General features: G+C 47.5%; 13 protein-coding genes. 6 read left to right on the top strand and 7 right to left on the bottom strand.

Translation table 11 applies throughout. The annotated features are described in order from the left end of the window. Window positions 1-286 precede the first annotated feature (286 nt). Together AC3WT9_RS12890 and AC3WT9_RS12885 are read left to right on the top strand one after the other, a co-directional pair. Entirely contained in the window at window positions 287-2251 is a 1965-nt protein-coding gene (locus AC3WT9_RS12890) for a serine hydrolase domain-containing protein (protein WP_492407624.1), read from the top strand. A gap of 174 nt (window positions 2252-2425) precedes the next feature. Further along, window positions 2426-3883, top strand: coding sequence for a hypothetical protein (locus AC3WT9_RS12885; protein WP_492407623.1), 1458 nt, complete (start codon window positions 2426-2428; stop codon window positions 3881-3883). 64 nt (window positions 3884-3947) lie between these two features. Here AC3WT9_RS12885 and AC3WT9_RS12880 read toward each other — a convergent pair whose 3' ends face one another. From AC3WT9_RS12880 to AC3WT9_RS12860, 5 genes are all read right to left on the bottom strand, one after another. Next, entirely contained in the window at window positions 3948-4664 is a 717-nt protein-coding gene (locus AC3WT9_RS12880) for an ABC transporter permease (protein ID WP_341095009.1), read from the bottom strand. A gap of 17 nt (window positions 4665-4681) precedes the next feature. Next, window positions 4682-5380 (bottom strand): ABC transporter ATP-binding protein, encoded by a 699-nt coding sequence (locus tag AC3WT9_RS12875; protein ID WP_341095006.1) that lies wholly within the window; start codon window positions 5378-5380, stop codon window positions 4682-4684. 86 nt (window positions 5381-5466) lie between these two features. Further along, window positions 5467-6006, bottom strand: coding sequence for a PadR family transcriptional regulator (locus tag AC3WT9_RS12870; RefSeq protein WP_340897144.1), 540 nt, complete (start codon window positions 6004-6006; stop codon window positions 5467-5469). Between the two features lie 256 nt (window positions 6007-6262). Then, on the bottom strand, window positions 6263-7591 hold the full coding sequence (locus AC3WT9_RS12865) for a sugar phosphate nucleotidyltransferase (RefSeq protein ID WP_341095004.1): 1329 nt from the start codon (window positions 7589-7591) through the stop codon (window positions 6263-6265). A gap of 14 nt (window positions 7592-7605) precedes the next feature. Further along, on the bottom strand, window positions 7606-8421 hold the full coding sequence (locus AC3WT9_RS12860; RefSeq protein WP_341095002.1) for a DUF6492 family protein: 816 nt from the start codon (window positions 8419-8421) through the stop codon (window positions 7606-7608). A gap of 208 nt (window positions 8422-8629) precedes the next feature. Here AC3WT9_RS12860 and AC3WT9_RS12855 point away from each other — a divergent pair, with 208 nt between their 5' ends. Beyond that, window positions 8630-9385 (top strand): YheC/YheD family protein, encoded by a 756-nt coding sequence (locus AC3WT9_RS12855; protein WP_341095000.1) that lies wholly within the window; start codon window positions 8630-8632, stop codon window positions 9383-9385. A 65-nt stretch (window positions 9386-9450) separates the two neighbouring features. On the opposite strand, the gene AC3WT9_RS12850 is transcribed toward AC3WT9_RS12855, so the two are convergent. Next, a complete protein-coding gene (locus AC3WT9_RS12850; RefSeq protein WP_492407622.1) occupies window positions 9451-10236 on the bottom strand; it encodes a helix-turn-helix transcriptional regulator in 786 nt (261 codons plus the stop codon). 139 nt (window positions 10237-10375) lie between these two features. Here AC3WT9_RS12850 and AC3WT9_RS12845 point away from each other — a divergent pair, with 139 nt between their 5' ends. The 3 genes from AC3WT9_RS12845 to AC3WT9_RS12835 all read left to right on the top strand — a co-directional run bounded on the left by AC3WT9_RS12845 (window position 10376) and on the right by AC3WT9_RS12835 (window position 13505). Further along, window positions 10376-11149: a sugar phosphate isomerase/epimerase family protein gene (locus tag AC3WT9_RS12845; protein ID WP_492407620.1), complete on the top strand. Its 774-nt coding sequence runs from the start codon at window positions 10376-10378 to the stop codon at window positions 11147-11149. Between the two features lie 29 nt (window positions 11150-11178). Further along, window positions 11179-12198, top strand: coding sequence for a Gfo/Idh/MocA family protein (locus AC3WT9_RS12840; protein ID WP_341379286.1), 1020 nt, complete (start codon window positions 11179-11181; stop codon window positions 12196-12198). 227 nt (window positions 12199-12425) lie between these two features. Then, window positions 12426-13505, top strand: coding sequence for an LCP family protein (locus AC3WT9_RS12835; protein ID WP_492407619.1), 1080 nt, complete (start codon window positions 12426-12428; stop codon window positions 13503-13505). A 180-nt stretch (window positions 13506-13685) separates the two neighbouring features. Here the strand turns inward: AC3WT9_RS12835 and AC3WT9_RS12830 are convergent, their stop codons facing one another. Then, on the bottom strand, window positions 13686-14396 hold the full coding sequence (locus AC3WT9_RS12830) for a GntR family transcriptional regulator (protein ID WP_341094993.1): 711 nt from the start codon (window positions 14394-14396) through the stop codon (window positions 13686-13688). Window positions 14397-14667: the final 271 nt, after the last annotated feature.

Raw genomic sequence — 14667 nt, 5'->3', positions numbered from 1 at the left:
ATACCCCCTCCCTCTGCGGGTCTTTAATTTTAGGAGGATCACAACTGGAGCACCCCCTCCTACATCCTAAATACTACCACAAAATGATTTGGGCTGAGTTTTTAAGAAACAGTTAAGAATCAAATAAAGATTGTTAAGAATTGATTGCGTAAACTAGAAAGGGTATAGGATACCGATGCAGACAAAGGAGGGAGTTACCAGATGACATCATAGTTGAAACCTACGGACAAACTATACAGACCCTTTTATTTATGGCATGCTAACCAATTCTATGATTAGGAGATTTATGATGAAAAAAATCCTCGGGCTGGCCCTTGCCACCTTGCTTATACTGCCTTCAACAGCACTGGCGAAAGCTGAACCCGTTCAGCGCTCAGATGTAAAGCTGGAACAGGCAGATGTAAAGGAATTCACCAATCAGTTTTTTAAACAGAAAGAAATTCAAGAACAGCTTGTAGGAGCTGCAGTTGTTGTGGTTAAAGATGGCAAGGTATTGCTTAACCAAGGTTACGGTTACGCTGATGTTGCCGCCAAGAAACCTTTCGATGCAGATAAGACCGTATTTCGTCTGGCTTCCGTCTCCAAGCTGCTTACCTCTGTGGGGATCATGCAGTTGGCTGAGGCAGGCAAGGTTGATTTGAATAAGGATATTCAGGGCTATTTGCCTCATTTGCAAATTCCTAATAAAACAGGGTCCCCGCTTACTCTTAAGCATTTGATGACTCATACTTCGGGTTTTGATTTAGGGGGCTCCCCTGAGCCTGGTAAAGCCTACAGCTTGGAGGATTATGTAAAAGCAACAGTGCCTACTGTTACCCGTAAACCTGGTGAAGCCTACAGATATAACAATTATGGATTTTCTCTGCTGGGCTACATTATCGAACAGACGAGTGGCTCAACCTTTGAAGAATATATGAAAAAGGGCTTGTTCGAACCCTTAGGTATGGATAACAGTAATGTGCTGTTCAACAGTGAGGTAAAGAAGGCCATAGCTACCCCTTATGACATTACACTGAAACCTCAAGCACAGATCCCCAATATCCCTGACAGCGGTCCGGAAGGAGGCATGTTCTCAACAGGCAGTGACATGGCGAAATTCCTTCAGGCAATGCTTAACTATGGACAACAGGGTTCTAAACACATCTTATTGAAAGATTCAGTCTTGGAGATGGAGAAGAAGAGTGTGACTATTCATCCTGATATTCCGGGGAGCGGTTATGGCCTGGAGACTATTTATCCGTCGTCTTACAATGGATACACTGTCGTCGAGAAGGGGGGCGATTTACCCGGATTTCATAGCAATTTATGGTTGCTGCCTGAAGAGAATACGGGAATATTCATTGCTTTTAACACTGATAAAGGCAACCTTCGGGCCCCCTTCTTTGAGCAGTTTATGAACCGCTATTTCCCTGATAAAGGGATAAGTCCTGTGATTAAAACGCCGAAGCCTACGAAAGAGCAACTGCATCCATTCGAAGGGTTATATCGGGATTTGAGTATGCCTGGCTGGACCTACGATATTAAGGCTGGTGACGGAACTCTGCTGGTGTCAGATCCTTTGGGAGAGCATGTCTTACGCCAGTCTAAGGATCTGCTGTTCTATGATGAGGAGGGATTACCTGCCGGCTTCCATGCGGATAAAGACGGGAACATGGAATATTTCTCCTACAACAAAGCGGGGAGTTGGTCTGAGAAGCTTCCTGAGCCTGCGAAATATTCTGATGTTCCAGAGAACCATCCTTACGCAAAATATATTTATTCGCTCGTTCAATTGGGTGTGATTCAGCAGGACCAGGATACATTTAAGCCGGAAGAACCCATGACAAGGGGCAAATTTATTGCCCAGTTGTTCAAGTTTACAGATTTCCCGCTTTCTACAAGGCCTAGTCAATTTAGCGATACTAAGGGCCATCGGTATGAGGCAGTTATTCAGACTGCAGTTGAAAGCGGAGCCGTATCGGGATTTTCGGATGGAAGCTTCCGCCCGGATGAGCCTGTGACCCGGGAGCAGGCAGGTACTATAGTATGGAGGCTGGTGAAGCAAAATTTAATGGTTGAACCTGTAAAGGCTGAGCTAAGCGAGGATGTCAGCCCATGGGCATCTGAAGGTGTGCAATTCGTAGTGGGCCTTCATCTCTATGGTCCTGATGTTACAGTAACAAATGGAACAGTACATTATCGGCCGAAGGATTCACTGTTAAATCAAGAATCTGCTGTGCTGATGGGATTGCTTTTTAAAAATTTGTTCTAATGTAAAAGCGATGCTTAAATACAAAAAAGACCCGCAGAAGGGATGGATGACCTCCCTCTGCGGGTCTTTAATTTTAGGAGGAGCTTGACCTTGCAGTATACTTCAACCTTTATACTGGAATCAGTGATGAAGAAAAGTATTAAGTTGAGCTACAGCAAAAAGGAGCTATGTACTATGAATAGCAACATCCTTCCTGACAAAGATAAGCTATGGTATTGGCAAGAAGAGCTGAATAGAGGGGGCCCGCGATTTACTGGAAATAAGGCACATAGAAAGCTGATTGATTTTTTCGAACAGGAATTAACGGACATGGGACTGAAAGTCAACCGGGACAAGCATTTATTCACAAAATGGGAAGCGAAGCAATGGAATCTGTTTGTGCAGGTGGAACAAGGCGGCATAGAGGAATATCCCGTTGCGTCCTACTATCCCTATTCAGGAACAACCACAGAGGATGGCGTTGTGGGTGAACTGATCTATTGTGGTTCAGGACCCGGAAATTTCAAACAGGCGGCTGGAAAAATCGCGATTGTGGAAGTAACCGTTTCTAAACTTCCCTCTTCGGTAGCACTTAGAAAAAGAACCTCGTTTCCTAAAAGCGCAAAGCTTCCTTTCGGACTAAGAAATTCTGTTGTTAGTTCGTTAATGAAAGGTCCGGATTTAGTAGAGGCACAACAAGCTGGAGTGTTAGGCTTGGTATGTGTCTGGAAAAAGATATCCGCAGAAAACGTTAGGGGGCAATACCTTCCATTCACAACTGCACTTAAAGCTTGTCCGGCTCTATGGGTAGACGGGAACACGGGAGATCAATTGAAGCAGCTAGCCCTCCGGCATGCTAAAGCACGTTTAGTACTGCATGCTGAAATCAAGGAAAATGCAGATAGCGATACGCTTTATGCCATTCTTCCGGGAACGAATAGAAGCGAAAATATCCTGATCAATACCCATACAGACGGACCGAATGCCTGTGAGGAAAACGGAGGGGTTGGCCTGCTGGCGATGGCAGAGTATTTCTCAAAGCTTCCATTGGAACAGCGTCAAAGGGATTTAGTGTTTGTGTTCGTTACAGGCCACTTTCAAATTCCGCAATTCGGTATACAGGGTCAAGCCACTACACGCTGGCTGCATGATCATCCTGAACTTTGGGACGGAGAAGGAGGCCATCAGAAGGCGGTGGCAGGTCTTACACTGGAGCAGTTGGGATGCAGGGAATGGAAAGATAATCAGGAGAATAGCCGATACAGCGACACCGGAAATCTTGAAACTGAACTTGTGTATACAGCAAATGAGATGATGAATACAATTTATTTGGATTCGCTTAAGGGAAGAACGAAAGTGAGAAGTATAACGTTGAAACCGATAAACAATATACATTTCGGCGAAGGGCAACCGTTATTTGACGCCGGGATACCGAATATCTCACTTGTTCCAGCGCCTGACTATTTATGTGCAACAGGACCCAACGGATATTTAGACAAGCTGGACATTGATTTTATGGATGAGCAGATAGGGTCATTTATTAAAATGACAACCGTAATTGACCGTACCCCAGTAGAAGTATTAGGTCAACCAGAACCTTATGCCAAAGGTCTTCTGGGTTTCTTGGTAAAAGACGCAAACGAAAAGCAATAAAACAGCGGCATTTTGGGCGTGTTTTTCGTGTCCAGGACTGCCGCTGTTTCAATCTGCGGGATACTTATATATCAGCATATCTGAATGTTCTTAATGCCAATAAAAAGGTGGCAACCCCCATCAATGCCAACAGGCCCACACTTATAAAGTAACCGGACCACTCCATGGCCAGAGAATTGCGCAATCCGTTGATAAACCATTGAAAAGGGTTAATCCGGTTAAGCGTCTGAACCCACCCTGGGGCACCATCTAAGGAATAGAATGCGCTGCTGCAAAGCAATAGCGGAATGGTAATCATATTCGTCAGGATACTCACATTGTTCTCCGTCCGGCTCAGGCTGGCAGCAAAAAAGCTAAGAAAAACATAGCTAATCGTGGCGATGATTATTACCGGAATCAATGCAACAATCGAACGTACTGCAATATTAAGCTCAAAAACAAAAATACCTGATATCAATACGAGGATTGCACACACAAGAGAAGTCAGTGTCCATGCCCCTGAAATACTGCATATATATTTCCAGAGAGACATAGGGGTTACACGCAGCAGGTTGTATACACCTCTTCGGCGCTGTGTCAGGACCGCGAAGGATGTGGTCATAAATGAATAGAACAAAATGCTGACGGCCATCATGCCGGTTAGTATGCGTTCAGGGTAATCCGGAGATTTTATAAACATTCCTAAGCCAATGGTTCCGCCTATCGGTAACACAATCGACCAAAATAATAAAAATGGATCACGGGTTGCAGATTTAAGCGTAAGTCTGAATATTGTATTCATTGTATTTGCCTCCTAATCTAAGCATGATCGGTCAACTGAAGATATAGATCTTCCAGTTTTTCAGCATGATATTGCTGCAACAAGTCTTCCGGTTGTCCCTCAGCAACAATTTGTCCGTTATCCATCAAAATCAAGCGGTCAGCGATACGGGATACTTCCTCCATATCATGAGAGGAGAACAGCACAGTCACTTTGTTCCCGGCAAGCCGCTCAATCATTCTTCTAATCTCTTGACGTGCCCGGGGATCAAGCCCTGCCGCTGGTTCATCAAGAACAATTAAATCGGGATTGTGTATCGCAGTGACTGCAATGGCAAGCCGCTTTTGCTGTCCGCCGGACAAACGGGCGGCTGGTGTTTTTCCTGCATCTGCTAAGTTGCATTCCTCCAGCTTGTTTCGTATTTGTGCCTTGCTTAGCTTCACATGATAAAGTGCCGCAAAAAGTGCAAGATTCTCTTCAGCTGTGTATCCTTCAAAAAATGGAGTCGATTGGAGCTGCACACCTATATGCGCACGGTAATCGTCCCTCCAGCGTGTGATTTCGCCGGAATCCGGCTGCAAAATCCCCAACAGCATCGCCAAGGTGGTTGATTTTCCGGCTCCGTTTGTGCCAATCAGAGCAAGAACTTCTCCTTGCCTGATTTCCAGGTCAATTCCCTTTACTACCTCACGGTTATGGAATTGCTTATGGATACCTTTGGCTTCAATGAGGTTCATCCTTTCCACTCTCCTTTACTTCACATTGTTTATTCATCGTTGAGTATAGGGGCATTTTTTTCTCCCTCAGTTATGAGGGAGAGTGTTTATTCCTGTGTATCCAAAAGCGCCAGCGCCTTTTCAACAAAATCCTGCTGCTGCCGGATAATAGCGAACATATTATCCATGATCAACATGACCATTGGAGGGATGTTATGCTGCATGGCTGCATCTTTGGCTTCAAAACCTTGCTTCACAGCGTCGTATTCATCCTGTAGAGTGCTGCGCTGCTGTTCTAATGCTCTTCGGCATTCCTCCGGCGGCAGTTTTTCATAAAAGGATAAACCGGAATACATCTTCGAAGGGTATAGCACAGAAGAAGCTTTTAGCGCATCGCTGATCAGCTCCTGCAGATACTGTTTTCCGGATTCAGTAATGGTGTAAATCGCCTTTTGGCGATGCCCGGTCTGTTCAATGCTTGTGACCGCAACATAACCCTCCAGCTCCATTTTTTTCAGTGCATGATAAATAGAACCGATCAGCACCCCACCCCAGCGTTCCGCATCTGTCATCTGCAGCCCCTGCTGCACATCATAACCAGACATAGGCTGAACATTCAGCATTCCAAGTACAAGTAATCGTGTCAACCGCTTTCCACCTCCATTACTCAACGTTGAATATTGTATAATGACTATTGGACTCTGTCAAGCTGATATGTAATCCGGTTATACAAGCATGGCGGGTATTATGTGAAAATGGCCGTCGCCTGGGCAGTTTCAATGTGCTATATCAAACTGCCCGAGGCAACGATAGCATACTTTGAAAAGAATTCATTGGATGATTTCATCGAAACGGATGATCTCCTCAAAATGCGTCAGCGCTTTCTAACCCTTTCATCCCTGATTACGAGTCGTAGATTCTATCGTCATCATCATTCTCTTCTTCGAGAGTCCGTATCTCAATCAGTTTCATGGCGGTGAAAGCCCTGATTCCATGCCGATCTCCCCGAACCATTGTAAATATCTCACCTGTGCGGGCCGCAGCAACCGATCCGTTCAGAACGACTTCTCCATGACCGGACACTATCATCCAGCTCTTGCTGGAATGAAGACAGGGCATTTCAGGCAGGGCATGATCCGGCAGCAGGGACAATTTAATTGTAAGCACAAGCCCCGAACCGCTGGTTGCCTCGTCCAGCACGGTAAAGCTCCCCCATTCAGTTTCCCCATACCTCGGTGCAGCGGAAACGTCTTGGAGGATTTCTTTAATGGCATTTGCTTCTGCTTTGCCGGCAATCAGAATGCCCTCGGGACTTCCTACGGCAACTATGCCGGGTACGCCGATCACATGCAGCGGAATGTTCAATTCATTGACAATGTGGGTATGACCCGACTCTCCCCAAATTCCCCCTGCACCAATCACGGGATGATTCAGCTGGGCAGTCAGTGTTTCCCAGCTTCCCAGATCACGCCACTCGCCTTCATGCGGCAGCACGACGGCTTTGCTGCTGCGCTCAGCTACTTCCTTGTCAAAGCTGCGGACTGGAAATCCGGGGTACAAGTCTGTAAATGCGGCGAGGTCAATAGGCAGCCCCATTTGTTCCAGATGCGACAGCATAAAGCGCAGAGAAAAAGCAAAAACTCCACAGTTCCATAACGCATGTTCCCGTACCAGCTCCCGGGCTCTGGAGATGACCGGCTTTTCTTCAAAAGAAAGGACGGGCGAATAGGCTGAAATCGTCCCCTTTCCCGGGACAATGTAGCCGTACTGGTCCGAGGGATGGGTGGGCCTTGTCCCAAGCAGAACAAGGTCTGCCTGTGAGGCAGCCAATGTATCCGTGAACTGATGAAATAAACGGAAGAACGCGTCATCCGCAAACATATCTGCCGGAGCCACGCAGAGGGTATCTTCGGGTTTAGCTTTTCCGGTGGAGTGCAAGTAGAGTGCCCCAAGCGCGGCGGCAGTGAAAGTACCGCGCTTATAAGGCTCCCCAATTACCGGGTATCCGTTTCCGGTATACCGCCGGGTCAGAGCCTTTTGATCCTTATGCGTCACGAACAACGCCGATTCACCCAGTCCACATTGATTGAGCTGGCGGCATACCCGTCCAAGCATGGACTCTGTGCCTCCGCCCGGTGCAGGAAGCAGCTCTAGAAACATTTTGGAACGGATCCGTCCGGACAGCGGCCACAGCCGCTGTCCGGAACCGCCGCATAAAAGAATGGTATGCACGGCTGTCTGCCTCCTTAATGCTTGGGGGGAGTGGAATATCCTTTACGCTGATGGAAGGAAAGCGAACGGTACGTACGGGCATACTTCCGAATCTGCGCTTTTCCCAGAGAAGCGGCTGAGGTCTTCAGCGACTTATTGTTGGCATTTTTCAATATCACAGCGGCGCTGTTTCCGCTGTAGACATAATTGGCATAGGTCTCGAATTCGGAAAAGCCGAACTGTTTCTTCTTGTCGATACTTCGGATAATGGCGGCATGCCATGACATCCCGTGCCGGGCTTCGATTTTTCTTTTTAGTCCGGCCAGTTTTGCTTTCTCAAACAGCATGTAATGGGTGACAAAGGATTTGGGTGAAGGGGCGGCAGTTCCCAGCAGCTTCCGGTAGGTGCGGAAATATTCCGGCTGGCTCCAGTTGCGGCAATAAAAGATACTCTTTCCTCCGGTACGGAACCGGTGGGAACGAATCAGCACCGTATCGGCATCAATGACCAGAAAATGACTTTCCCGGCAGATATGATCACCGTTCATTTTAAGCAGCTGCTGATACAGCCAGCCGGAACGGTTCCAGCGGGAGGAGGAATAACGGATGTCTTTTTTAGTAAACGGCAGAACGGTGGTTTCATTGACAAAGATACAGTTTTTGCGTGAGCACAGATTTCTGATCTTGCTGCTGTCCGGTGAGACAATATAGATATTGCTGATGGGGTGGCTGACATAACGGCGAAGACTGTCGATCACATGAGGGAGGGTCGCCAGGTCCTTTTCAATCGCCGGAATAAGGACATCTATCGCGGGACCGCTAACACTTAAGCCTGCTGAGGTTGCTGACATAGGTTCATCTCCGTGCACAAATTGACATGAGCGTCTGCACTAATGTATGCCGAGAATTCACTTCATGACCGGGCATAGATCACCGTAAAGATAATCTAACCTATACGGGATAGATGCTTAATTCAGCGGGGGCCTCTTCTGCATAGGATGCAGTGACTATGTAAATCAGGGAGGGGATTCATCCCTTCTCAGACAGGAGAGTGCATGAGTGAAGGCAAAACATGCTAACTTACCGCAGAGCAAATGGCTCAAGACCAAATTGCTGCTGCGCAACGCTTCGATCAGGCCCTTTATTCCGGACACCCGGAAGTTCAGCAAACGTAATCTGGAGCAGATGATCCACAGCTATGGAATGATCTATGTCAAGCCGGAACGGGGAACCTATGGCAACGGGGTCATTCGCGCGGAGCGGGGGGAACGGCAGGGCTTTACTTACCAGTATGAAGAAACCGTCCGTCATTTCGACAGCTTTGCGGCCTTTCACAAAAGTCTGGCGAAGAAGACTGGCGGCAGGAGTTATTTGATTCAAAAAGGGATTCACCTGCTGAAGCATAACCGGCGGCGCTTTGATATCCGGGTGATGGTACAGTTAAGCCCCAAGGGCGTATGGGAAGCTACCGGGATTATCGGACGGCTCGGGCATCCGGGCAAAATAGTGACGAATTACCACAGCGGCGGCAAACCCATGGCGATTGAGAAATTGCTCTCGACCCATCTTTCGGAGCGCAGGCTTGCGCAACTGACAGAGGAATTAAATAGACTGGGTACCCGCATGGCGGCTCATATGCAGAAAACCTACCCCCGGATTCGGCAAATTGGCGTAGATGTCGGTTTGGACCGGTCGCTGACGCCATGGATTATTGAAGTGAACATGAATCCCGATCCCTATATCTTTAATCAGCTTAAGGATAAATCCATGTATAAAAAAGTAATGAGATACCGGCGTTTTTATATGGGGAAATAAAGCTTTCGCATGAGGAGTATCGCTGTCGTTAGCAGAGGCTCAGTGACAACTGAGCCTCTTTGGTGTCATTTCAAGCGGTATTCTAACGGAGAGACGCCGAAGTGAGCCCGGAACACGCGGTGAAAATAAGAGTAGCTGGCGAAACCGCAAGTTTCGGCAATATGCTCCAGCGTCAATTCACTGTATTTGATCTGCTCTACAGCAGCTTTGAGCCGGATCTCAATCGCATATTGAATCATGGTTTTGCCGTAATGCTCCTTAAACAGCCTTACTGCCCGCGACAGGCTAAGACCGGCATAGCCGGCAGCTTCCTCAAGCTTAAAGGTGACCGTGGCATGCTCTTCAATAAACCGCTTGAGCTTCAAAGTTGCCGTACCCTTCCGGTCCGCCTGTACATTTTCGGTAATCGCTCTGTCGATATACAGGCAGAGGCTGCGCAGCAGCACATCCTTCAGCTCGGCATCCTCTTCAAGCGAACCGCGCCGTTTCTCCAGCAGAAGGTTGCGCCATAAGCCAATCAGCTTGTCATCCAGGCCAATCCGGTTAGCCACCGGACGGTTCCTCCGTTTCCACCAGGCGTCAATCCAGGGGCCTTCGCAGAACAGATAATAATCTCCGCTGGACAGGCGTCCCTTATGATCCGGTTCCTTCACCGTCAGCTGGTAATCGTCGCCTGGCCGGAGCAGCAGCAGATCACCGCCGCTCAGAGTGTACTCTTTGCCGTGTGAGGTCACTTCACAGGAGCCTTCGGTTTGCAGCCGGAACAGGTAATTCTGTAATCCGCCCTTCAGATTGTGGTTAAACGGCTTATAGTGATATGAGTGATCGCAGATGAGCAGAGACGTGTCCACGAATATGACCCTCCCAACGAATTCAGAGCAAATAGTTCATGTTCTGTCGATATTGTATATGTTCATTTTAGTCTGTATTCCACTAGAATGATACCAGAGAGAACAATAAAATTTTAAGTAGACAGAGGTGCTTATTGTCATGAACAAGATCAATATCGGGTTGCAGCTATACACGCTCCGTGATCTAACCGCTTTGGATTTCGAAGGAACACTCCGTAAGGTAGCGGAGCTTGGTTATCAAGGTGTTGAATTTGCCGGGTATGGAGATATTCCCGCTGAACAAATGAAGTCGCTGCTTGATGAGCTGGGTCTCCAAGGATTCAGCAGTCATGTTTCGCTGGAAGCCATGCGTAAGGATCTGCAAAAAGAGATTGACTACCTCAAAACTATCGGTGCAGCTTATATGATCTGTCCTTTTCTAATGCCCGAGGATCGTCCTCAAAGCAGTGAGGAGTGGAGCAAACTGTTCTCCGAGCTGCAGGAAATAGGAACTGAAGTCAGTAAGCAGGGATTGATTTTTGGTTATCACAACCATGATTTTGAATTTATAGGACAGGCCGGAGAACATAACGCATTTGATGGCATGTTTATGCAAACCACACCGGCTGCGGTTCAAGTGGAAATGGATGTGTGCTGGGTTCAATTCGCTGGACAGCATCCGATCGAGTATATCCACAAATATGCCGGACGTCTGCCGCTTCTCCATCTGAAGGATTTCAGTAAAGACGAGCAGGGTCAGATGATAACGCTTGAATTGGGACAGGGTTCCGTTAATCTGCCTGCGGTTATTGAGGCCTCAGCGAAAGCGGGGGTGCAATGGCTGATCGTGGAGCAGGATGTCTGTCAGAACCCGCCGCTTGAAAGTATATCGAACAGCTATAACTGGCTTAAACAAAACTATTTAAACCAATAATAATCCATTGCTTAAAGGAGCTATTTAACATGAAAAAAATTAAAGTTGCTGTATTCGGCTGCGGCGCCATCGCCGGGCGCAGACATATCCCAGAGTATGCAGCGAGTGAACACGTCGAGCTGGTTGCTTTTGCAGATCCTATCATGGAGCGCGCTGAGAAGATGGCCGAAACCTATGGCGGCAAAGGTTATGCCAGCTACAAGGAATTACTGGCTAATGAAGAAGTGGATGCGGTCAGCGTATGTACGCCGAACTATCTGCATGCTTCAATGGCTATTGCGGCGGCCAATGCCGGCAAACATGTTCTGGTGGAAAAACCCATGGCATGTTCCGCTGAAGAAGGTGAGCAGATGATCGAAGCTGCCCGTAAAAACGGAGTGTACCTGATGGTTGGACATAATCAGCGGCTGATGCCGCCTCATGTGAAGGCTAAAGAAATTCTCGACTCCGGCAAACTGGGCAGAGTGCTTACATTCCGCACGTCCTTTGGGCACCCGGGACCGGAGGGCTGGAGTGTAGACGGTGCAAACAGCTGGTTTTTCCGCAAAGAAGAAGCAATCATGGGTGCGATGGGCGACCTGGGCGTACACAAATCCGATTTTATCCGTTATTTGCTGAACGACGAAGTATCCGAAATAGCCAGTTTTATCGGCACTCTGCATAAAGAAGGCACGGAAGTCGATGATAACGCAGCCTGCATCCTGCGGATGAAGAGCGGCGCCATTGGAACACTGGTTGCCAGTTGGACACAATACAGAGGCGGAGACAACAGTACCGTATTATGGTGCGAGCATGGTGTGATGAAGATTGGGACTGTAGCGGGCGACGAAGTGATCGTGGAGCTTACGAATGGTACGGTCGAGACCTACAAAGTGGGCGCTATGGCGACCAATGAAAAACAAGTGCCGAGTGGTGTCATTGATGATTTCGTGAAATCCATCGTAACGGATACACCTCCGGCGATCTCTGGGGAAGAAGGTCTGAAATCCCTGAAAGTTATTTTGGCTGCATTCGAATCCCAGAAGACGGGGCAAATGGTCAAGCTGTAATTATTTTCACACATAAGCAAATAGTTCAGGTTACAAATGATGGAAACCGCAGCCGGCTTGGCTGCGGTTTTTGTCTGGCCGCTAGGCTATTTAATCAGCAACTTGCCTATAAAGAGTATTTTGTGAAAGGCCTCAAGCGGTCAGCTTATTCTCTGCCATTTTTTGAGCATTAACACCGGTCTATGCTATAATTCCTTATACTAATGCGAGTAAACAGGAGGAAGGGAATGCAAGAGCGAAGCAAGAGAAGGAAAGCGCAGCGCAGCAAATCACGTAACCGGAAAACGCTGCTTAGCGTGACCGTTGTGCTGGGTACGTGTCTGATCGCTGGAGCTGTTTATGCAGGAACTTTGTATTATAAGGCTGAACGGGCACTTGACCGGATTTCGGCATCGGGAACGACTCCGAGTGAAACGGCAAGTCCAACATCGCCTATGCCTGGAGCTTCGGCCGAGGCTGATGCTGCGGATGCCGTGGATGAGAATAAACCGCTCACGTTCTTGCTCGCCGGTGTGGACAACCGGAGCGGCAGCGGAGGGACGCTGAATACGGATGTGCTGATGCCGGTGGTCTATGAGCCTGTGAGCAAAAAGCTGTCCATCCTGTCCATCCCCCGTGACATGAAGATCACGAGCAGTGAGATCGGCGCGCATAAGGCTAATTATTATTACGCTTATTATTACTCCCATAACAAAGGTGAGGACTTAAGCAAGACCAAGGAGTTCTACAGCAATATTCTGCAGATCGACATTGACCATATGATTCTGGTTAATTTTGAGGCGTTCAGCAGCATAGTGGATGAGCTTGGCGGACTGGATATCAATGTGCCGATGAATATGCGTTATGTAGATAATGCGGACGGAACAAACATTAATCTGACTAAAGGGATGCAGCATTTAAGCGGCAAGGAAGTGCTGGATTTCGTCCGTTACCGCAAATCGAACCGGGGAACGGCAGAATCCTCAGATATATCCCGCAACGAGCGGCAGCAGGAGGTCCTGAACCTGATTCTGGGTAAGCTGGATTCCGTGAACGGGATTGCTCAGCTGGGGGATATCATCGACATCCTGGGGGAGAATATCCGCACCGATATCGACAAAGTTCAGCTCCGTGACTGGATTCTGAATTATAAATCCATGAAGCCTTCATCCAGTGAGCTCATTACACTGGATTCGGTCTGGAAGAGCCCTTATGTCTATGCCAAAGAAGAGGATCTGCTGGTGAAGCTGCAGAAATTTCGCGAACCGCTGGGTCTGCCTGCGCTCGACAAGCAGCAGCTGCTTCATGATTTTGGAATTACGGATTAGGCAAGTCAACTTTACATAGAATTGTTCTATGTTTTTATTTCATACAGGAAACGAATGAAGGGTTGTCTCAATCGCAAAGGTTTTGCGAGAGAGGCAGCCCTTCTCTGTTACGCGGACTACTTTTTCAGATCCTCCGGAAATTCCCCTGAACATCCAGCGGATGGATATCATCCCGGCAAGTCAGACAATCAACTCAAATTTGTCCCCCAATATGAGCTGCTTGGAGCGATGGATTTTTTGTCCGTCCGGACTGGAGACTGTGCTTGTGATACTAAGCAGCGGATAACCTTCCTCAATATTCAAATAGGTAGCCACATCAAAGGAGGCGTACTCCATTACGATATATTTTCTTGAATGCCCGAAGGAGACTTTGTATTTGCTCTTCAAAATTTCATAAAGCGATTTATCGTTCAAATCTTCCTGCAGCAAAAAAGAATAGGAGGAGGGGAACCGCGAATACTCCACGGAGATTGGAACGTTGTCGGCATAACGGATGCGTTCAATGTTGATGACTTTGTCCCCCGGGTTCAGCCCCAGATGCTCTTGATCCGATAAGGTGGCTTCTTCAATTACGCACTTGATGACTTTCGCGCCGGGTGTTTTGTTCTGCAGCTTGCACGTATCGCTGAACCCGATCGTTTCGGCGACATTTTTTTGAATCTTGTCTTTAGTAATGAACGTGCCTTTACCCGGAATCCGCACCAGATAACCACCCGAGGTGAGTGAATCCAGAGCGGCCCGTACTGTGACACGGCTTACCTGATTCGTTTCGCTTAATTCCAGCTCTGTAGGGAGTTTGTCCCCCGGTTTCAGTGTGCCGTTTTGGATAGAATCCAATATATTCTCCTGCAGCTGTTTGTACAGTGGAGATGATTCGGAAGGGTCAAGCATTTGTTATACCTCCAGGTTCAAAAATCGATTATAAAACGGGCTCTGTGGCAAGGAATAGATGAGGTCTATCCATATTACGTCCGGATTATCGGACATCTGTCCAACGAAATGTATTGCATTGTATTGACCACATACTTCTATAGTATAACAATATAGACAATTTGTTAACAGTTTACATTACTCTGCTCTCCTAATATTACTGCAAACGATTGTAATGAGCTCAAATAAGAAATTTTATAAAAAATGAAAGCCCTCTCTTGTATCATGTATT

This window comes from Paenibacillus sp. EB106-06-01-XG199, assembly GCF_058791575.1.
Note: the sequence above shows the minus strand (reverse complement) of the source record. Positions and strands in the feature narration are given on the sequence as shown.